Raw genomic sequence first — 22118 nt, forward strand, 5'->3', positions numbered from 1 at the left:
ACAAGCTTTACTTGATGAAGCTGCACTTGCCGCTTGCCTTGCGTATGTTGACCTAAACCCTGTAAGAGCAAAAGTGGCTGATTTACCCGAAGATTCTGACTACACCAGTATTAAATCTAGAATTAATGCAGCACAAAATAATAAACAACCAAAATCACTAATGCGCTTCGCCGATAAACCACGCAAACACATGCCTAAGGGACTGCCATTTGAGCTTGAAACATACCTAAAACTTGTAGATTGTACTGGGCGCTCAATACGAGAAAATAAGCCAGGCAAAATTTCGGAAAATTCGTTACCAATACTTGAAAGATTAAACATCTGTACTGAAAACTGGCTCACACTCACCACTTCCTTTACCCGCTCGTTTAAAAATACAGCGGGTAAAGAGCAAGCTATAACTACTTATTCAAATCGCATGAAACGAAAGAGAAGAAGCTCAATAACTAATAGCCAAGCTTTATTTTGTTGAATTTAGAGCACTTGAACTACTTTTTACTCTATTTTTTATAAATAGAAAATGTCTATCTTCTGAAAATAACTTTATCTAAAACTAAATTACCAACTCTTAAATCTGGATAATGTAAAAGAACTAAACATCATTTAAATACAAAATTAGCTCAACCAAAAGCTGTGACTATTTACTTTTTACATATTAAAAGTGGGTGTCTTTTTTAAAAAATGGATGTCTATTTAACTTTAATTCCGAAAAGTTACACAACTCCTTGCTTTAACATTGCATCCGCAACTCGTTCGAAACCTGCTATATTCGCACCAAGCACCAAGCCATGTTCATTCGAGTACTTCTTAGCTGTCGTTGAAATAGTTTCAAAAATAGATTTCATAACTTGTTGAAGTTTTTCATCAACTTGTTCAGGGCGCCACTTTTGCATGCTTGAGTTTTGAGCCATTTCAAATTGGCTCGTTGCAACACCACCTGCATTTGCAGCCTTGCTTGGCCCTAAAAAGACATTGTGCTCTTTAAATACTTTTAGCGCATCAGCTGTGGTTGGCATATTTGCGCCTTCACATACAACAGAGCAGCCATTTTCAACCAATGATTCTGCATCTTTTTTAGTAATTTCATTTTGTGTCGCACAAGGAAGAGCAATATCTGCTTCATATCGCCATACTTGGTGTCCATCGCTAGGGTATTGGTTTACGGGTGTAAACTCGGCATTTTTATGCTCATTCAAATAATCCCTAAGCTCAGCGCCACGCTCATTTTTTAAGTGTTTAACAAGAGCTACATCAAGTCCGTCTTTACAATATAAGGTTCCTTTTGAATCACTACAGCTAAGAATAACAGCATCGTATTGGTCAAGCTTTTCCATCAAATACAATGCTACATTTCCAGCACCAGAAACTAAGCATCGCTTACCCCTCAATGAATCACTTTTAGCGTCTAACATAGCATTCAAAAAATACGCAACACCATAGCCAGTAGCTTCAGTTCTCAGTGAAGACCCTCCCATAATCTCAGGCTTACCAGTTAGTACCCCCTGAAATTGATTAGTGATCCGTTTGTATTGACCAAATAAATAACCAATTTCTCTCGCCCCAACGCCAATATCTCCTGCAGGTACATCTGTGTTAGCACCTATGTGACGATAAAGTTCAGTCATATATGACTGACAAAAACGCATGATTTCATTGTCACTTTTTCCTTTGGGATTAAAGTCAGCACCGCCTTTAGCGCCTCCCAATGGCAAGCCGGTAAGTGCATTCTTTAAAATTTGCTCAAAGCCTAAAAACTTAACCACACTTTGATTAACACTCGGATGGAACCTCAAGCCCCCCTTATAAGGGCCTAATGTTGAGCTAAATTCAATTCTAAAACCACGGTTAACTTGCACTAAACCATTGTCATCAAGCCAGGGTACTCTAAAAATGATTTGTCTTTCAGGTTCTACTAATCGCTCAAGAATTGCTTGCTGTTGATAAACGCTATTACCTTCAATTAGCTGACTAATTGATGAAAGTACTTCTTCAACAGCTTGATAAAACTCAGGCTCATTTGAATTAGACTCTTTTACTGATTGCAGTATCTGTTGAACATATTGCATAACAAAATCCTCTTTCAAGCTGTTGAAAATATTAACTCTATTAAAATTAAACTGAATAAATCATAAAATCGATCAGTCATGTTTAACGAATAGTGAACACTGCTGATTGCCCTTCTTCATGCTGCCAATGAAAACGAAGTGGCTCATTTTGAGAATCATAAAACCAAACTTCTGCCACCAGCTCTAATGCACTATTTGCAAGCATCACAGTCGAGGTTAACTTGCTTTGCTTTAAAGGTGCGCGCAATAAGCATTGGTTGTAATCTGCTTTATTATCATCATCTTTTAAGCAGATATTTAAGTAGGCTCTGCTATCACCCATATTCAAATCTACATCTACACTCAGCTCAATTTTGCTACTTAAATCAAATTCAGGAGCAATTGTTAAGTCGACCATTGTCACAGGATCTGTACTCGTCTCTGGAGGTGTTGTTTCTGGTGGCGGAGTACTTGTGGTGGGTGTCTGAGTAACCGTTGTACTTTCCGCCTTGGTTGAAGTACTACCTTCTCCACCGCCACCACACGCCGATAACATTAAGCTAATGATTACTAAAGTATAATGTTTCATGATTATTCTCCTCGTAAAATAACATTTGCAAGTTTTGCATTATTAAACCAAAGAGGCTTATCTCGTCCTGCTGATTCAGCAAATGCTCTAAAGTCACCATACGCATGTGTTATATCAACACTCTCTTTTGGGTGCGCCCATGCGCTACCAATCTCCATTGCCCAAGGTAGGCCTGTTTCTGTTTGGAAATAATAACTTTGAGCACTATTACTCGCATCATCAGAGCCATTGATTGAAAATAATTGTGCATTGAATTTTTCGGTTGGTTGTTGATTCTTAATATGAACTTCCCAACCGCGTGGGTTTTGTCCAACTAAAAACTCACCATGGTAGTGATCTTGAGCCGCAAAAATAAATGGATCTAAAGTATATTTAGGGGCTTCTATTGTTGTTACTCCACTTTGAAGTGAAACAGTTAAACTAAACGAAACTTTGCTGTTGGTATCACAGCCTGTTTCAGTTCTAAAGTAACTACAGCTTGATTGCTTATCTGTAAAATCCCATGTATCTGGCATGATAATAAAAATAGCATCCTCAACCCCTTGCTCTAAAATAGAATGTGATTGTGTTTCGCCATCTATAGTTAAATTAATTGAACTTGTATCAATCTGATTTCTTAATATTCGCTTATCAGCACCATCGGCTATCGTTTGGTACAAGCGTACTGCAAAGCCATTATGAAAATCAGCACCAATGCCAACTAATTCCCCTTCAATCTTGTAGCCCATGGCCTGGCCTTCTTTATCAATCAATGTAGTACGATAATTTACAACTAAATCGTTAAAGTCATAGTCACCAGCGAAAGGCCATTGATCTTCATAGGCAAGGGTTACCCAACCATTCTCACTTGGGTATACCAAACTGCCATAAGTGGTTACCGGATAGTCCTCCACTTCGCCGCCTGTTACCCCACCACTTGCGGTAATTGGGTTAGCTTCGCTGCCATCTGTGACACGAAAACGTGCCCATGTTGCTCCCATCACAGCATCACTCGGTACATCAACCAGCACACTGTTATCACCTTGATTTAAGCGATACTTGCTCACTGTGATTTCATCTGGATCAAACTGGAAATTTTGATCCCAATCGAACCAAGCATATAAATACCCATTATCATTAGGTGCGGTCACTATTACCTGGCTGGTAGAGCCTGCAACAAAATCAGTAACAAATCTCACACCATCATCTGAACTATCGACCGGTGAAGCCTGTAAATCAGCAGGTGTGTTAATATTTTCGCCATCAACAACGGCTCCTAAATAAACTAAATTTGATTGGTCTTCATTAGGGTCAAACAAATGGCGGGCACCACTATGAGCAAGTGCTGTTTTATATGGCATGGGTGCATCACCAAAGTCGATAGAGTTATCAGTTACTTTTACTTCAGCAATAGCACAGCGTGCACCATCATTTTGATTCGATGTTGGCCCTAAGGTAAACACTGAAGCAGTAGGCGTATAACCCATTACAGGGCTGGTGCTCAAATCTACTTTATGGATTTTACCGCTGCGGTTATTACTAAAATAAAACTGGCCTTGTACATCAAAATAGCCTGCACCATTAGCACCGGTATCACCTGCTATGTCGAGGTTAGCGACAAAAGTGGGTGTCTGGTTATCTAAATTTATTTCATAGAGGTCGCCGTTTGACTCAACCGCATACAAAAGATTGCTGTGTGGATGAAAAGCAAAATCATAAATAGCTAAATTCCAGTTCGCTGAGCCTGCAACTAATTGTGCCTGATACTCGTCGGCCTCTTCAGTTAAATCAATGCCATATAAACCAAATTTAGGGTGGTATAAATAGTAAATCGCCTGATTAGTTTCACTATTTACATGAATATCACCTACATAAAAATTGGTATCTGGCAGGCCATTTACAGTCAAACGTTGTAAAACATAATCGTCACCAATACGCACAACACTTTTTGGTGCTTGTTTACTAAAGCCATACATATATTGGTCTTGATAATTAAAGCCAACCGCATTAACGCTGTCGTTATTCGTTTCTGTTGAAAAATCCATTGACGCTGCAAGCACGGTGGTTTTGGCTGATACCAGGTCAACGCCATACATTTGCGCAGGCGAACCTTGAATTAAAAATGCCTTACTTGGGCACTGTTCAAATGGTGCTGCACTTACGAAGCCAGTTGCAAGTGCGGTTATTAGGTAAGCGGGTATGTTACTTTTCATAATTACACTCTCCTGTGGATGTGTTATTACTCAAAGCAGTAACCATTCCAAAATACAACTCATTCTAAAACAAGACGTTATGAACAATTGGGCTGAGTATTTGCAAGATGCAAGAGGCATAGTTGCATAATGCAATTCTTTTTAGCTATAAAAGCAAATCATTCCCACTTAAAAGAATGACATGCTAGACTAGTTAGGAATAAAAATAATAATAAACCCCACTATGAAACTTAAAGCCTCTGTAATTCTGTACTTTGCCTTATCAATGAACAGTGCTTTTGCATCAACACTGCAACACAACATTGATGAAGCCAGAACAATCAGTGACTACCAAAAACGATATGACTATTTAAAAGCCATCGATAAAAAGCTTATTGAGTCCGCCAGCCTTGCAGAACAAGTCAGTTTTAACGTTAGATTAATTCACGTTCACATACACCTCGGCCAATTTCAACAAGCGCAAACTATCATTGATGAACTTGAAGCAAGCCCTAAATACAAAAGCGACGCCCCCATTTACAGCGAGTTATATCTTGCAAAAGCCCGCCTCGCCTACAGAGAAGGTGACTTAGTATCTGCAATCAATTTATCGCAACAAAATGTCGCCCTGTTTCAGCGTTTACAACTTATCGATTATGAAATTGATGCCGTGGCGAGCCTTGTCAGTGCTTATCATAATGCAGGCGAGTATCAAGCAGCCTTGAACTTGCTTGAGGTTTATATACACGACAAAAATCGTGAATTAACTTTAAAACAAAAAGAAATGCTCTACCATGGTTATTCGCGTAATCTTGAGCAGTTAGACCGGTTTACGCTTGCTCTAGAATATAAGCTAAAACGCCGTGAAGTTATTCAGCAGATGTCACCGTCCATCTCATTACAAGCAGGCATAAGTTATTCAATTGCCCAAAGTTATTTAGATTTAGAACAATACGAAAAAGCAAAGAGCGAATTTATTATAGCCCTTAGTTTTGATAGGCAAACGGGTTCACTTTCTGATATCGGACATAGTTTAGTTAAACTATCCCAATGCGAATATAGGCTAAAAAACTACAATGCAGCACTTGAATACGCACAAGAGGCTCAACAGGTGTTCGCAAGTTATAACAGCACACGAAATACTGCCTGGGCAAACCATAATATTGCGATAAATTTGCTCGAAGTCGATAAAGCAACTCAGGCATTAACCATTGAAAAACAAGTGATCACTGAACTCAAGCAAGACGATCACTTATATATTGATGTATTACTCACATTAGCAAAGCTATACATTGGCTCTACTGAGCACGAACAAGCTAAACATTTTGCTGAGCAAGCCTACAAGTTAAGCAACCAAAAAAATAAGCTGCAAAAGCAAATCACAGCCCTAGAACATTTGATCACTGTGGCAGTACAACAAGCTGATTACAAACAGGCATTTTCGTACCAACGGACTATTACAGAGCTTGAAAAAGGCTTTGCCCGCAACAACTACAATCAACGTTTAGCGGAGCTGCAAAACTCCATTGCGATGCGCGACCGCGATTTGGCCATTCAAGATTTAAAGCTCCAAGACAATGAAAAAAGCCAAGCAATTGCTTCACAGCGCCAAACTATCTTATACAGCATTTTATTATTTAGCCTTCTTTTAGCTGTAATGGGCATTGCTTTATTACGAGTAAGACAAAGAAAACAGCTTATTGAACAGCGCCGAAATTATCTAGATAAACAAATCAGTCAACGTAGTAAGTTATTATCACAAGTTGCTCACGAGTTAAGTGGTCCATTAACCGGGTTACGCTTACACCTTGAAACGCTCCAAGCAGGCTTAACTCAATTTAATGAGCTTACATACGAAAAACTCAACCAAAAAATCACCGACATGGCAACTTTAGTAACTGATTTAAATAAAATTTCACTTTTAGAGCAAAGTAGCTTTCAGCTCAACGTAACAACAATTAATGCAGCTGAGTATTTCCAAAGCTTACACGCAGATATGCTGATCCAGCTTGATAAATTTGAAGTGAGATTCTCACAAAATGTTGCTGATGAATTAAACTTTGAGTGCGATGCAACACGGCTTTCACAGTTATTTGCAAACTTAATCAGTAATTCACTTAAGTACACAAATCACCCTGGTAAGATTAATTTGACGATTAGCCAAAACCAAACACAGCTTTTAATCTGCTATGAAGATTCAGCCCCTGGTGTCAGCGATGAAAGTTTAGCAAAGATTTTTGACCATCTTTATAGAGTACCAGACTTAAAAACGGTTAAACAGTCAGGCTCAGGCATTGGGCTTGCGATAGTAAAACAAATTGTCGAAGCCCATAACTGGCATATTACAGCTGTTCATAGCGAACTGGGTGGTGTCCGCTATGACTTAACGATTCCTATTTAGTTGATTTGTCTGGCCATTCAAACGCGCCAACATCACCAGGAAAAACAACCGGTGATTCAATACCGTCTTTGTTTACAGCGGCAACACCAAAATAGTAGTTATCGATAACAACATTTTTCAGTGTTGCTTCGGTGACGTTGCCAACATCGCGGCTAAATTGCCATTGTGGCTCACTGGTGTAACGCCAATAAATTTTATAACTGACCACCGTTGGATCATCACTTTTATGCCACGCTAATGTTGTACTTGGCTTTACAGCACCTGAAATACTAACACCCGTTGGCGGCGCTGGAGCCCACACCATTGAAGCCATCGTCACTGCATTAAGTGACGTTAATTTCGCCGCATAGGCAAAATCAACATGGTCAATAGTATCACCGTAGGTAATACCATCTTCAGTACGCAAGTCTTGATGCTGTTGATTATAATTTTCGTTGGTTTCCATTATACGCACAGCGGCAAAGCCAACATCGTTAAATGGACGGTGATGCCCTCCTCGACCAAAACGATCGAGTCGATATACCAACATGGTATCCAGATTTTCAATGTAGCGATCTGCGATTGTATCTATGTAACGCGCAAGGTTACGACTTGCAGAGTCAACTTCACCACCGGTAAAACGGCGTTTATTGGCTTGCTCTTTGGTTTCTATAACGCGAGTGCCTTCAGAGAAGATACGTGCAGTTGTGTTATCTGTTACCCCATTAATGCCAGTTGAATTACCAATCATGTCGTTGTTTAAAACACCATGAACACGCCAATTATGCTCTTGTGCATATTTAGCTAAAATTTTACCGCCAAACAAGCCTTGCTCTTCACCAGATAAAGCTGCATAAACAATTGAGCCATTAAATTTATACTTTGATAAAACACGCGCCGATTCCAGCACGCCAGCCACACCAGATGCATTATCGTTAGCCCCTGGCGCATCTGAGGTATAGTCCATTACATCAGACACTCTCGAGTCAATATCACCCGACATCATAACCATTCGGTTCGCATCAACTTGACCGCGCTGAATAGCCACAATATTGACCACTTCAACCGGGTTTGGAATACGCTTTTCACCGGATATAGTGTCTTTTACTTCGATGATTTCTAGGCAATTACCGCAGGCTTTAGAAATCGCCTCAAACTCAGACTTGATCCAACGTCTTGCAGCACCAATACCACGTTTATTTGATTTCGTCTCAGATAGAGTATGGCGAGTGCCAAAATCAACCAGCGTTTGAATATCTTGCTCTATACGTGCTTTAGAAACGGCATTTGCAATATCATGCAAAGCTTGTTGATCTTTATATTGAGGTGTTGTGGCATGAGCTGCCGAGATCAATAACAGCGATGAGCTAAACAAAGCACCCGTTGTTGTTATTTTTTTACGCTTAAACATAGTTTCACTCCTTCAATGAATCATTAAAGGCTAACTAATATTTCATTTCGCGCAATAGTTATGAGTTAGAAAACAAATTACTAGGTTAAAACTACGGGCCAAGCTTTAATTTAGACGCTGGTAACTTCAAGCTATAACGATAGCGAGCAGTTCGCTCGTCCCTTTCACTATCAAAAAGATAATCACATGCCAATCCTTCAAGCACGCGTTGCAGCTCAGTTTTAATTTTATTGCGGTTTTGATCTAAGGTTTTGCCTTTTAAGCCTTCATCAAGATCACGTATCGCTTTTTGGTGACCACCATACTGCTGCATTAATTTGGCTAGCTGCTGGCCATTTTTATGATCAGGCTTACCCTGCGGCGGATTTAAATAAGCAGGCTCGGCTTCAAACTTTCTTTTTGCATACCAAAAATAATAAAGTAAAGGTGTCTTTGAAAGCCGGATGGGCACACCATGAATAATTACTTGCTGATTTGCTAAGTCAAAGCATAACGCATCATCAGCCTCTGCTGCTTTTAATGCTTGTTCAATGTTTAAACCTTGCTTTAGGGCTATGCTAAACCAACATTGTTGCTGCTCTTTAATCGATGCCAATTGTAATTCTTGCTGTGCCGTTAAACCCTTTATTAAACCCTGTTGCTTTAAACCATCAAACCAGCGTAACTCTTCAATAGCTGTGCTTAACTTATCTTTCCCAGAGTTTACTGCATCAGGTATAGATACTTTTTGCCTGAAAGGTTGAAACTTAAAAATAAGCGTGAACAAATAATCAATAAGTAGACCTAGTGCAGTAAATGCACCTGCCCAAAATGCCACCAGCCAGTAGTTAAAGTTAACCGAGCTATCAATGCTTGCATAGAGAGTGTGATTACCAAATTGCCAGTTAAGTGTGTTACTTCCTGAAAGCTTTGTTTTACTTAGGTTTAACTCAGCTACAGTCAAAGAGGCCACTAAGTCAACCGGTAGCTTTGATACAAAAGTAATGTCATGTAAATCATCTACTAGTGAGTGGCTCATGCGCGAAAGTTCTTGGCTTTCATCTATGGCATTATTGAGTGAAGGGTTAACAACCTGAGGAAGCTGCTCTGCAAGTGTCATCATTAGTTGCTGCTTAGCATTTTGGCCAGATAAATAAATCAGCCCAACAAAAATAAGTAAAAATAATACAAGGGCTTTTAAGTAATTCATCTTAGCCCCTTATCGAGACTATAAGGATGCGTGGTATGAACCTTTAACAACCTTGACTGATATTGCTGTAAATAGGTTACAAGCGACGGCGCTAAATCAGCATATTGATCATTAAGGTACCAAGATAAGGTTGATGAAACATGCTGTAAAGGCTGTGTTTTTGAAGCTGGCCAACGCTTTAATTGCCCATGGTGACCGACACTCGGAATAATATCGAGTTTTTCTGCCAAGAAGTCATTAACCAAACTTTCTCTATTTGGGTAAAAAACCAATTGTGCATTATCAAGCCCATGACCAAACTGTTTTAATTCACTCATAGGGGCTAAATAACCAGACTCACTGCGCTTGTCTTCGAGTAAACCTATTCGTTTATTCTTTAATGAATTTGCAGAAAGCTGCATATTGTCTTGATGTGAAAACCATGAAATCTGATAACTTGGCAAGCTTAATATTACTGTATAAAAATCATCCCAATTTGGCAGTAGACCACTTAAGGCATAATCACGATTTAGAAAAAGCGCATAATTGTCACTGAGTAATTGTTCTGTACTTAGCATTTCTCTGGGTTGCCAAGACACAGTGACAGTTTCAAAACTCTGCTTAGCGAGCAACGTATCGCATAAGGTCTGCGCAAACTCTTCAACCTGCCAATTAGTCGGCATATAAATATGAAAATGCTTTTTACCGCTCGTATTTTTTACTTTGCAGCTGTAACTGTATTGCTCTTTTAAAACCAAAGGCTCAATTGTTTGCTGGCTTAAAAACACCATGGCAGGCAGTAAAACCAGTGTGGCAATAAGCAGTCTTAAAATAGTGAAAACAAAATTACGTGGCATTTTTTATTGTTAAAAGTGTCTTTTAAATGACTAATTTATAGCATTTGTATTACAAACTTATGAAAAACGATTGGGTTAGTTTATTTGTCATAAAAACATCAAATTTAACCTTTCATGTCCCCTTATTTGGTTAAGTAAATTAACTAAAAAGACATCTCTAAAATTTACCAACTCATTGTTTAATAAACACTAAAATTTAAAAGATATCCCTGTTTTTTATAACGATGCCAGTTTAACCAAACTGCAATATTTCTATTCCATTCTTTGCCCAACTTTTTAAAACATCCAAAATAACCCGGAGTATTCAAGTGACACCATTTGCTCGAAATCGATTAGCGGCTTGCGTAGTACTTGCCTGTTCATCGTCGTATAGCTATGCAGCACAGACAAACGACTATAACGAAATAGAAGAAGTCGTTGCTGTTGCATCCCCTATAAAAGACAGCCAAAAAGCAGCTATCATGGCAAAGCAATCTGCCTCTAACTTTGTTGATATTGTCGCTGCTGATACCATTGGCCGCTTTCCTGACCAAAACTTAGCAGATTCATTAGGTCGCGTTCCGGGCCTTGCTATCGAACGCGATCAAGGCCAAGCCCGCTATATAAACTTTCGCGGTGCACCATTTCGTTACACCACAATTGCCATAGATGGCATGACCATTCCTGGCGCTGAAAATGGCCGTATTCCGCGTTTTGACAGCTTCCCGTCTGTTATTACTAGTCGTTTATCTGCCAATAAAGCAATTATGCCTGATATGCCAGGCGAATCGATTGCTGGTTTTATTAATATCGAAACTTTTAACCCGTTTGATGTCGAGGGTTTCTCACTAGCCACTGATGTAGGTTTAGGTAATCAAGCATTAGGCGATGGTGATATTAGTAAGTTTTCAGTGCGAACGTCATGGTCAGGCGAAAATGTAGGTATTAGTTTATTCGCATCACAAAACAGCCGTGAACAAATCACGGATAACCGCGAATTCGACTTAGAACAAGTGGATTCAGAGCTTCTAGTTAACGAACTTGATATGCGTAGCTATAAAGTAAAACGTGAAGACGAAGCCTATGGTGGCCGATTTGAATATCGTCCGAGCGATTCAATGAACCGTTTTTTCTTTAGTACGCTGTACAGCAAATTCCAAGATCATGAAGAGCGCAACCAGTATGTGTTTGATTTTGCAGGCGGTGCAGAAGCTGCGGGCAGCAATCTAGCTGCCGGTGAAACAGGCACAGGTCTTGCCATGGTAAGCCGCTCTTTAGAGTATGGTTTATATGAAAACTCAACATGGACCAACACACTCGGCGCTGATCTCCAGTTAGGTGATTGGTTTTTAGAAGCGCGTACAAACTTCACAAAAACCGAAAACGATGTGTTTTTACCCCTGCCTTACAGTTTATATGGCGCTGCGGTCGCAAGCTATGATGTATCAGATATTAACGACCCTCTTGTCACACTTGCACCAGGCACTTCACTTAACGATATAGACTATGGCTACGAAATGCTGCTGGTTTACGGCAGTGCGTTATCGATTGATAGCCTGCAATTTAAGCTAGACGCAGAAACTGACTTTGCTTTCGCAGGGCTTAACAACACCTTTAAAATGGGGCTAGGCCATGACCAGCGTGAAGCACAGGGCTATGGCACAAATGGTGGCATGGGATCACTATATGGGATCAATCCAAGTGACTATGTAACTGATCAAGCGTGGCATACAGATTTCACAAACAGCATTAACGGCACTTACTTCGACAATAAACAGCTTAGAGCAGATTTAGAAAGCGCATCAGGTGGTCTTACGGTCACCCCAGATAACGCCAGCAAAATCAATATTGATGAAAACATCACTACAGCCTATGCCATGGTGACCAACCAATTCAAATGGGGTTCTTTAGTCAGTGGTGTACGTATCGAAAGTACTGACTACACCAGCAGTGGTCCAGAAGGAGAACATTCTGATACCTTCACTGAAGTATTGCCGAGTGTGAATTTAAATATTGATTTATCTGATCAAGTTAAATTCAGAGCCGCACTTTCAACGGGTATGAGCCGCCCTACTTACAATGAATGGCGCGCATCAGCATCGATTGATACCACAGAGCAAACCATCTCAGGGGGTAATCCGTTCTTAGAGGCAGAGTCTTCATACGGCGCTGATATGTCATTAGAGTGGTATGCAGGCGATGCAAGCCTTGTTGCAGTAGGCGCTTTCTACCGGCACATTGATGATGTCATTTATGCGGATACGACCTATGTAGATGCAGGTAACTACATCAGTGAGTTTGCCGGTGAACAATGGAAGTACACAGGGTTTATCAATGGTGACGAAGGTCACTTCCAAGGTATCGAGCTTAACTTTATTGGCCAAGCCAGCGATTTTATCTCTGAAAGTTGGGATGGCTTTGGTTTCTCTGCCAACCTAACCCTCTTAGACAGTGAATTTACCACGCTTTCAGGTAGCAGCTTTAGTTTACCAGGCACATCAGACATGATTTTCAACAGCTCTGTTTACTATGAAAACGACCTATTCTCCGCGCGTTTAAATTATCAGTATCGTGATGATTGGTTATCAACCACAGAAAACGACAGCATGGGTGAATATTGGGCTGCACAGACCCGTTTAGACCTTTCACTGAGTTACACATTAGCAGAGCCTGTGTATGGTTCAGATGTGAGTTTTTACGCCAACATCAACAACCTTACCGATGAAATTGACGTGCGTTACATCGGCACAGAAGCCACCCCTAACCAAATTGAACGCTACGGCCGCCGTTATATGGCGGGTGTTCGCATCAACTTCTAACCTACTTTTGAATTTTCAGCTCAGAGTTTAATCGCTCTGAGCTGACTAATAGCCAAGGAATAACCATGAAAACAATATTTAAAAAAATTGCCATTGCTGCTTTAGTCTCATCAACACTTGCAGCTTGCACAGCAACTGCGCCTAAAGTCGCTATTGAATCCGCACAAACTAATTTTAATAATGAAAACTACCAAATTAGCTGGCAGCAAGATGTCTCTGCAGCTGTTGATGTTCTGGTATCAACAACACCAGATTTAACGAATGCAACACTCATTGCTGATGATATTACTACCAATGTATTTAATTGGTCACCAAGTGATAAGCATCAGCGTTATTACTTTTTTGTAAAACCAGAAAATGGTGAAGTAACTATGACCACAACGCGACTAATTCCACTTGAAGGTGGCCGTAACTTCCGCGACTTAGGCGGCTACAAAACCCAAGATGGCCGCACTGTAAAATGGGGCAAAATTTACCGTTCTGGGGTTTTAGCGAATCTAACAAACGACGACTATGCGCTTATCAATAGCTTAAATATCGATACCCTTGTTGATTTTCGTGCTAATTCAGAGCGAGATTCAGAAGTCACAGTGTGGGCTGCTGATAAGGTTGAAATCATCGACCGTGACTACGAAATGGACTTTGATATGGGACAAATCGGCAAAGTGCTTCGTGACCCTAACCTAAGCCGTGAAAAGCTCGAAAATGTGATGGTACAAATGTACCCGCGAATTGTAGAAGACCAAAAGCAAAACTACACACAGATGTTCGACCGCTTAGTAAATAAAGATGGCGGTTTATTGTTCCATTGTACGGCAGGAAAAGACCGTACAGGTATCAGTGCTGCATTGATTTTAACTGTGCTAGGCGTTGATCAACAGACAATTATGAATGACTATCTTGCATCAAACGACTACCTCGATTTTGAAAATATGCTTGCTAAGGACACTGGCAAAATGGACCCAAAATATGCAGCTATGATGCAGTTTTTTGCCAGCCTACCAAAAGAAGTAGCGATGCCACTTAAAGGGGTTACTCAGCCTTTACTTGAATCTGCAATTGAGAGCATGGAGCAGCAACACGGAAGCGTACTTAATTACATTCAAGCCGAATTAGACGTAAGCGATGAAGACATTCAAATCCTGCGTGCTAAGTACTTATTGTAAATAACACTGCATTCACTCCAAAGTTACCCTGTGTTTTTAGCGCCGGGTAACTTTATTCCATCATTATAAAACACCATGCGATTACCCCCTTCATACTTTGCTTTGTACATGGCTTTATCAGCACACTGAATGAGATATTCTGCGTCACCATAATGCTCAGGGAATAGTACGGCACCGATACTTGGCGAGTAAATAAGCTCTGCATCGTTATAAATTAAGGGTTGGCAAATCTCGGTTATTAATTCATCAACCATTTCGATGACGTCTCTTTTATGTTTAATGCTATTGAGGATCACTACAAACTCATCGCCCCCTAAGCGCCCTACACTGTCTTCATTTTTGAGAACATGACGAATACGCATGGCAATGGTTTTTAAGAGTTTGTCGCCAGCGCCATGACCATGAATATCATTAACTTGCTTAAAGCCATCAATATCGATAAACAGTACTGCAATCACGGTTGAAATGGTGTTCGCAATTGACAATGATTCCTCGAGCTGGGTGGTTAAGAAACTGCGGTTGGGAAGATCGGTCAGAGGGTCATGCCCTGCCATATAAATCAGTTTTTGTTCGAGCTTTTTTTGCTCTGTAATGTCATAAGCAATAGCTACTCTAACTTGCTTTTCTTTTGACCAATAAACAGACCACAAAACATGCACTACTCTGCCATCTTTTCTAACCCAGCGGTTTTCAAATCGTGGATGCTGATCATTAACCACTATTTGATTAATGGCATTGATGGTTTTGGCTCTGTCTTCTGGATAAACAAAGTCCAACATGTTTCTATTGATGGCTTCTTCTGGCGCGTATCCGAAAATTGTTTCAAAGGCTGGATTAGTAAAAAGTAACGTGCCTTTGGCATCAACTACGCATACTGCATCGAGTAGAAGCTCAATAATGTCTGACAAGTAATCCGATGTATCTATGTTCATACGCAACTTTTAAGCTAGGTCTACACTGAGTATAGACGAAACCTAACAAGTCACTGAAAGTTTAGACCTTAATTGGATATAACTTTTTACAAAGCCAAGCTGAAAAAGCACTGAATACGGCAATACCCGCAAAATCAGCGATTAAATCAACAAAATCTAGCGTTCGAGATTCTACAAAATACTGGCTTAGCTCTTCTAAAATCACAAATGTACTTACAATCAGCACAGCTAAATAAATAGGCCGCCCAGCAACGTTCATTGTTTTAAACTTAAAGGCAAGGTTGATGAATAATGTGAGTAGTCCAAATAAGCAAAAATGCCCCAACTTATCACCGTAAGGAATTGCCGCAACAAGTTCGAAAAACACCGACTTTTGCCCAGTATTGGCAAGATAGATAACCCAACCAATAAAACCAAAAAAGCCGATAGCAATTAACACAAGAATACGTTGAAACATCTTTTATGGCGCCATATGTGAGGTTAAAAATAAAAATTGATAGGCAATCACTTTATTCCAATAGTGCCAGTCATGAATGCCCGGACGTTCAACATAATCATGGCGGATGCGCATGTTTAACATCGCCTGGTGTAGCGCTCGGTTTTGCTCAATAAAAAAGTCATCAACGCCTATATCAAGCATAATCGGTAAGGTATCAGCGCCTTTTTTCCATGCCGTATTGCCAGCAGCAATTTTATGAAGGTTATTAATAATGGCAATGCTATCCCATTTTTCTTTGTTTTCAGCGTAACTGCCTAGTACTTTTGCAAGGTCAAACTCTGCACTAAAAGGCCTAACATCAACTCCAGCAGATATTCCTGAAACTGCTGCAAACAGGTTTGGGTGATTTATTGCAATGTGCAAAGCACCAAAGCCACCCATTGATAAGCCTGTGATTGCACGGCCACTTTTAGACCGATTGGTCGAATATTTGAAATCGATATAATTTAGTAAATCGTCTGCGATGTAGGTTTCGTATTGCGAGTTTTTGTCGATATCAGAATCGAGATACCACGAACCGAAGTTACCATCTGGGTTAACTATGATGACATCATATTGGTCTGCCAGTTTTTCAATGTTTGTCAGCTTAGTCCAATCGCTGTGATTACCACTGTAACCGTGTAATACATAGATAACATTGTACTTTTTTGAGTCTTGATAGCCATCCGGTAATGTCACCGTTACAGGTTTTTCGATGGCAGTTTTTTTACCCTTAAATATGTGGGTATCGGTTTGGTATGCACAAAGCGGTAAGCTGAAAATGAGGGACAGCGTACAAAGCAACTTTTTCATCATTAATTCCTTTTTCTTATTATATTTTCATTTCTCAGACTAGATGTAAATAACTGAATAGTTGATAGATTTTAATCTTAGTTTTTAAATTAAATGAACTGCTAAAAAACCACTCAAATGGTATAGTAAGGCCACTTTGATATCTAAAAAGCGTCGTGTATGTATCGTTTATTTGAGCGGATGACTAATCCGTTTCCTAAAGAACAACCTTCTCAACCACCTAATAGCTTATTTGCTTTTTGCCGTCATTATACCCGTGGCATGGAGCTTTCATTGCTGCTGATGTCGTTAAGTGCCGCAGCACTCGCTATTTTAGAAGTATCTCTATTTAGTTACATGGGGCAACTGGTCGATTGGCTTGGTCAATACACCCCGGATACCTTGTTTGTTGAACAGCAGGCTGAACTGACAAAAATGGCAATTATGTTGCTGGTGGTGTTACCTATTGTCGTGTTCTTTCACTCAGCGGTGTTACATCAAGCACTGCTTGGTAACTACCCTATGTCTATCCGTTGGTTAGCCCACCGTTATTTGCTTCGTCAGAGTGTTAGTTTTTATCAAAACGAATTTGCTGGCCGTATTGCGACAAAAGTGATGCAAACCTCATTAGCTGTTCGAGAATCTGTGATGAAATTACTCGATGTACTTATGTATATCGTGGTCTACTTTGGTGCTATGGTGTTTTTGGTCGCAGAATCTGACTGGCGTTTAATGTTGCCATTATTGATTTGGCTGGTTTTATACGCCGCTATTCAAATTTATTTTGTTCCTAAGCTAAAAAAAGTAGCCAGCTCGCAAGCTGATGCACGCTCAGAAATGACCGGCCGTGTGGTGGATAGTTACACCAACATTTCGACTATCAAATTGTTCTCGTACACGCAGCGAGAAGAGCAATATGCAAAAGATAGCATGGATGTGTTTTTACAGCCGGTATACAAGCAGATGCGCTTAGTTACTAGCCTAAACTTCTCTATTAACACGCTAAATTATTTATTGGTATTCAGTATTGCAGCCCTCTCTTTGTATCTATGGTCAATTAGCGCCATCAGTGTTGGTGCAATCGCCATTGCGGTAAGTTTATCACTGAGATTAAACGGTATGGCACAGTGGATCATGTGGGAGATCAGTAGTCTATTTGAAAACATTGGTACTGTTGCTGATGGTATGAAAACGCTATCAACACCGATTGAAGTGGATGATAAAGAAAACGCGAGTACCCTTGAGGTTAATAAAGGGTCGATATGCTTTGATAATGTGCAATTTAACTATGGTAAAGCTGCCAACGAAACCCATCGCGGCCCTGTTATCAATGGTTTAAATCTAGATATCAAACCGGGTGAAAAAATAGGTTTAGTGGGTCGCTCTGGTGCGGGTAAATCTACCTTAGTGAATTTATTACTGCGTTTTTATGATGTTGATTCAGGCACAATTCGTATTGATGGTCAAAACATCGCTGAGGTAAGCCAAGAAAGCTTACGTAAGCACATTGCGATGGTGACGCAAGATACCTCACTGTTACACCGCTCAGTAAAAGATAACATTCTTTATGGTAGACCCGATGCAACTGAAGATGAAATGCTTGCGGCCGCAAAGCAAGCAGAAGCAATTGAGTTCATCGAAGACCTTGAAGACAGCAAAGGCAATAAAGGCTTTGCCGCACAAGTTGGTGAACGCGGTGTGAAGCTTTCTGGTGGTCAACGTCAACGTATTGCTATTGCACGAGTCCTTCTAAAAGATGCGCCAATTCTTATATTGGATGAAGCAACCAGTGCGCTTGATTCTGAAGTTGAAGCCGCGATTCAAACTAGCCTAGACGATTTAATGACTGGCAAAACTGTAATTGCCATTGCACACCGTTTATCAACTATTGCGCAAATGGATAGGCTCATTGTACTTGATGAAGGTGGCGTGGTTGAACAAGGCTCTCATGAGCAATTAATCGCACAAGGTGGCATCTATGCTGCCCTGTGGTCACATCAAACCGGTGGCTTTATCGGCGTTGAGTAGCTAGGTTTTCACTATTAAAAAAGGCATTGAATGAATTTTCGTTCAATGCCTTTTTTATTGTTAGCAATGCTGTTTAAATCAAACGTAAACCAATCATAACTAGCATCACACTATTTGCCAAAGCAGCGATTAAAAAGAAATAGCTGCGTGGGCTTGGGTTCTTCTCAGTAGCCACACCATAATACAGCAGCATATGAATGATTCTGGCTATCACATACATCCAAATACACAGTGCAAATGCACTACTGTTCAAGTTTAAAAAGAACCCAAGAAATACGGTACCTAAAAATAACGGGCTATTTTCTAATGTATTCATAAATGTGCGATGTGAACGAAAAACAAAGCTGTCATGGCTTAATGAGTTATCGAGTTTACCAGGCACTGCATTGGGTTGTTTGGCTTTAGTGACAGAAGCAATTATCCACTGAATAGTCAGCATAATTAGATAAACATACACAGCTGCGTATGCTGAAAAAGTAAGTTCAGGCATTTTCATTTCCTTTTGTATAACAACATGAATGCCTATCCCTTGCAAAAAACCAACCAAACCACAAATTAAAATAACTTACTGATTTTAAATGATTATCTATTTATTGAAAACTATGTATGCAGTGCCACTGCTACCCACTTTATATAAAATTTACAGAGTGGATTGGTATTAGTTAACACGCGAACTTTACGCGACTCACCTCTTTTACTTTACCCTTGCTTCGACTCTCTATAGTCTTAAGATCTGTTTTATATAACGATAGCTGTTTTATCTATCCGTTAATGTACTAAAAATAATAATAAAAGGTTTTATCATGCGTTTAGGACCCGGACTTCTTGTCACCGCTGCTTTTATCGGCCCAGGTACCATCACCACTGCCAGTGTTGCTGGTGCTAATTTTGGCTTTGCTCTTATTTGGACTTTATTGTTCTCTGTTGTAGCGACTATTTTGTTGCAATCCATGGCTGCTCGTCTTGGTGTGGCTACAGGACTTGATTTAGCGTCTGCACTTAGAACCACCATTCAAACACCAATTTTTAAAGCCCTGGCTGCTATATTAGTAATAAGTGCAATTGGTATTGGCAGTGCAGCCTATGAAGCAGGCAATCTGACTGGTGCCAGTTTAGGACTGCAAGAAATAATGCCGTCAATAAGCCCAATACTCTGGACTCCCCTTATTGCAATTTTAAGTGCAGTGCTTTTGTATACTGGCAAACATAAAGTCATTGAGGGGGCGTTAATTGTTTTAGTAGTGTTGATGAGCTTAGTGTTTATTTCAACGCTAGTGATGGCGGCTCCACCACTTGGGGAAGTACTAAAAGGCTTTATACCCAGCTTACCAGAGGATTCTCTCACTACCGTGCTTGCCTTAATTGGTACAACTATCGTGCCCTATAACCTATTTTTACATTCAGGCGTGCTTGCTGAAAAACACGATAGCTCAAAAAACATCGACAAAGTCATCAAAGAAACAAATCTTGATACCAGTATTTCGATTACTTTAGGCGGCATAATTACGTTAGCCATTTTATCGACAGCATCAGTGGCATTTTATGGAACCGACGCTGGAAAAATATCAGCGGCAAATATGGCTGTGCAACTTGAGCCTCTTTTAGGGGGTATGGCTCATTATTTCTTTGCTATCGGTTTATGTGCGGCCGGACTTACTAGTGCAATAACTGCCCCTCTTGCGGGTGCTTACGCTGTTTGTGGGATGCTGGGCTGGTCAACGCAAATGAGTAATACACGCTTTAAACTCGTTGCTATTGTTATCCTTGTTTTCGGTGCACTGGTCGCATCGCTTGGGCTTGATCCGGTTGCGGTTATTATCTTTGCGCAAGCTGCCAATGGTTTATTACTTCCAATTGTGACCTGTTATCTTGTTTGGTTAGTGAATCAAAAATCTGTGATGAAAGGCTACACTAATTCGCTGTTACTTAACCTTGTGATTGTGCCAGTAATACTGCTTATATTTGGCCTTAGCCTTTATAAACTAAGCAATCTAATTTTTTAGCTTTTAGTTTGAAAATATGTATTAAAAAAAGGCCGCAAATTTGCGGCCTTTTTCATATGCTGAACGCTTATTTAGTATAAGCGCGAGGCATCGTTGAGTCAGTTGTATAACGGTCGCGTAGTTTGTCTTGACGCGCTTCGGTTGAAACTTCTTCACCGTTGATCCACATTTTGCTCACGTGAGCTTTAAAATCAAACGGATCGTCAGACCACATTACAAGGTTTGCACGTTTACCTTTTGCAATGGTGCCCGAGTTTAAGCCAAAAACATCAGCAATATTGCTGGTTACGGCACTTAGTGCACCTTGCTGGCTCATACCGTAAGACACAGCATTACCTGCATCAAAGCGTAATTGGTATACATTGTGGCTTGAATCACCCGCAACACCAATAATGACTTTAACACCGGCTTTTTCAAGCTTACCTGCATTAGCAAGGTTTGCATGAAGTGAGTCAAAGCTGCCTGGTAAGTTTGCCATTGAGCTGATGATCACAGGCACGTTAGCTTTAGCGAGTGTATCAGCAACCACAACGGCATCATCACCGCCATGAATTACTAAATTAAGGCCATAAGTTTCTTTCAACTTAACAAGTTCATAAATGTCTGATGCACGTTGAACACTCGCAATCAGCGGCATATCACCAGCCAGTACAGCTGCTAGCACTTTTTGCTCTGTCGATGGCTCTTTTTTGTCATCTTTTTTAGCTGACTTTTCGCCTTCAAGCTTGTCGATAAGTGTTTTCATCGACATAGCACGTGAGCCTTTGCTCTTTTCGCCTAGGTGAACAACAAGTGCAACTTGCTTTTTATTCACACTTTCAAAACTACCTGATAAGTCAACCACAGAGGCAAGACCCGCAAAGATACTGTCACCACCACTTGGTACAATTACATCCTGAGTAATGCCGCCTTTGCGAGCATAAGGAATTAAGCTACTGCGAGGATTAAATGCAAGGCTTGGATCAAAATCAATCCCCGCTTTGTCGTCACCACCATCACGTGAGCCATCAACTGCACCCACTTCGACTAAGCCTAACTGGTTCATTGTGCCAATAAAGCCAGCAGTTACGATTTGGCCTTTGGCGTCAATCGTTGTATCCGCGTTGATAGAGGCAGGGTTAATAGCAACAATTTTGCCATCTTCAATAACAACGCTTGCGCCTTCAAGTACGCCTTGCTCTGTTGAAGTGTGTAGTGTCGCATTGACAATCGCGAGTGATGCAGCACTTGCTGTCGCAGAAAATAAGCCAGCAGCAACAAGTGACAGCTTTAATGATTTAGTTAATTTTGTCATCAATGT

Annotated in this window: 16 protein-coding genes and 1 pseudogene; 6 read left to right on the plus strand and 11 right to left on the minus strand. The window is 40.3% G+C overall.

What is annotated here, in order from left to right:
- Positions 1-472 (plus strand): annotated as a pseudogene (locus CWC28_RS20325) (transposase); the annotation flags it as partial.
- Between the two features lie 241 nt (positions 473-713).
- Here CWC28_RS20325 and gdhA read toward each other — a convergent pair.
- The 3 genes from gdhA to CWC28_RS20340 form a co-directional block, all read right to left on the minus strand.
- Positions 714-2066 (minus strand): NADP-specific glutamate dehydrogenase, encoded by a 1353-nt coding sequence (gene gdhA, locus CWC28_RS20330; protein ID WP_138625676.1) that lies wholly within the window; start codon positions 2064-2066, stop codon positions 714-716.
- 82 nt (positions 2067-2148) lie between these two features.
- A complete protein-coding gene (locus CWC28_RS20335; RefSeq protein ID WP_063705020.1) occupies positions 2149-2634 on the minus strand; it encodes a hypothetical protein in 486 nt (161 codons plus the stop codon).
- A 2-nt stretch (positions 2635-2636) separates the two neighbouring features.
- Positions 2637-4826, minus strand: a complete 2190-nt coding sequence (locus tag CWC28_RS20340) for an LruC domain-containing protein (RefSeq protein WP_063705017.1) — start codon at positions 4824-4826, stop codon at positions 2637-2639.
- Positions 4827-5049: 223 nt separating this feature from the next.
- Here CWC28_RS20340 and CWC28_RS20345 point away from each other — a divergent pair, with 223 nt between their 5' ends.
- Positions 5050-7206, plus strand: a complete 2157-nt coding sequence (locus CWC28_RS20345) for an ATP-binding protein (protein ID WP_138625677.1) — start codon at positions 5050-5052, stop codon at positions 7204-7206.
- On the opposite strand, the gene CWC28_RS20350 is transcribed toward CWC28_RS20345, so the two are convergent.
- The 3 genes from CWC28_RS20350 to CWC28_RS20360 form a co-directional block, all read right to left on the minus strand.
- Positions 7199-8596 carry a M28 family metallopeptidase gene (locus tag CWC28_RS20350; RefSeq protein WP_138625678.1) on the minus strand — a complete coding sequence of 466 codons (1398 nt, stop codon included), beginning with the start codon at positions 8594-8596 and terminating at the stop codon, positions 7199-7201. The genes CWC28_RS20345 and CWC28_RS20350 overlap by 8 nt on opposite strands.
- A gap of 91 nt (positions 8597-8687) precedes the next feature.
- Positions 8688-9785, minus strand: a complete 1098-nt coding sequence (locus CWC28_RS20355) for a hypothetical protein (RefSeq protein ID WP_063705012.1) — start codon at positions 9783-9785, stop codon at positions 8688-8690.
- Positions 9782-10621 carry a type 2 periplasmic-binding domain-containing protein gene (locus CWC28_RS20360; RefSeq protein ID WP_138625679.1) on the minus strand — a complete coding sequence of 280 codons (840 nt, stop codon included), beginning with the start codon at positions 10619-10621 and terminating at the stop codon, positions 9782-9784. Before CWC28_RS20360 ends, CWC28_RS20355 begins: the two co-directional genes overlap by 4 nt.
- A gap of 308 nt (positions 10622-10929) precedes the next feature.
- On the opposite strand from CWC28_RS20360, the gene CWC28_RS20365 reads away from it, so the two are divergent.
- Positions 10930-13419: a TonB-dependent receptor gene (locus CWC28_RS20365; protein WP_138625680.1), complete on the plus strand. Its 2490-nt coding sequence runs from the start codon at positions 10930-10932 to the stop codon at positions 13417-13419.
- 65 nt (positions 13420-13484) lie between these two features.
- The gene (locus CWC28_RS20370) at positions 13485-14585 is read left to right on the plus strand and encodes a tyrosine-protein phosphatase (RefSeq protein ID WP_105180880.1); all 1101 of its coding nucleotides are present in this window, start codon (positions 13485-13487) and stop codon (positions 14583-14585) included.
- A gap of 23 nt (positions 14586-14608) precedes the next feature.
- Here the strand turns inward: CWC28_RS20370 and CWC28_RS20375 are convergent, their stop codons facing one another.
- From CWC28_RS20375 to CWC28_RS20385, 3 genes are all read right to left on the minus strand, one after another.
- On the minus strand, positions 14609-15517 hold the full coding sequence (locus tag CWC28_RS20375; protein ID WP_138625681.1) for a sensor domain-containing diguanylate cyclase: 909 nt from the start codon (positions 15515-15517) through the stop codon (positions 14609-14611).
- Between the two features lie 61 nt (positions 15518-15578).
- On the minus strand, positions 15579-15974 hold the full coding sequence (locus CWC28_RS20380; protein WP_063704997.1) for a VanZ family protein: 396 nt from the start codon (positions 15972-15974) through the stop codon (positions 15579-15581).
- 3 nt (positions 15975-15977) lie between these two features.
- A complete protein-coding gene (locus tag CWC28_RS20385) occupies positions 15978-16811 on the minus strand; it encodes an alpha/beta hydrolase (RefSeq protein ID WP_249324988.1) in 834 nt (277 codons plus the stop codon).
- A gap of 156 nt (positions 16812-16967) precedes the next feature.
- On the opposite strand from CWC28_RS20385, the gene CWC28_RS20390 reads away from it, so the two are divergent.
- Positions 16968-18815, plus strand: a complete 1848-nt coding sequence (locus tag CWC28_RS20390; protein ID WP_138625682.1) for an ABC transporter ATP-binding protein — start codon at positions 16968-16970, stop codon at positions 18813-18815.
- A 73-nt stretch (positions 18816-18888) separates the two neighbouring features.
- On the opposite strand, the gene CWC28_RS20395 is transcribed toward CWC28_RS20390, so the two are convergent.
- Positions 18889-19305, minus strand: coding sequence for an MAPEG family protein (locus CWC28_RS20395; protein WP_063704989.1), 417 nt, complete (start codon positions 19303-19305; stop codon positions 18889-18891).
- Positions 19306-19618: 313 nt separating this feature from the next.
- On the opposite strand from CWC28_RS20395, the gene CWC28_RS20400 reads away from it, so the two are divergent.
- Complete coding sequence (locus tag CWC28_RS20400) at positions 19619-20818, plus strand: Nramp family divalent metal transporter (protein ID WP_063704987.1); 1200 nt, start codon at positions 19619-19621, stop codon at positions 20816-20818.
- 67 nt (positions 20819-20885) lie between these two features.
- Here the strand turns inward: CWC28_RS20400 and CWC28_RS20405 are convergent, their stop codons facing one another.
- On the minus strand, positions 20886-22112 hold the full coding sequence (locus CWC28_RS20405) for an amidohydrolase family protein (protein ID WP_138625683.1): 1227 nt from the start codon (positions 22110-22112) through the stop codon (positions 20886-20888).
- Between the last annotated feature and the right edge of the window lie 6 nt (positions 22113-22118).

The organism is Pseudoalteromonas sp. S4492, from assembly GCF_005886115.1.
Lineage (GTDB): Bacteria > Pseudomonadota > Gammaproteobacteria > Enterobacterales > Alteromonadaceae > Pseudoalteromonas > Pseudoalteromonas gelatinilytica.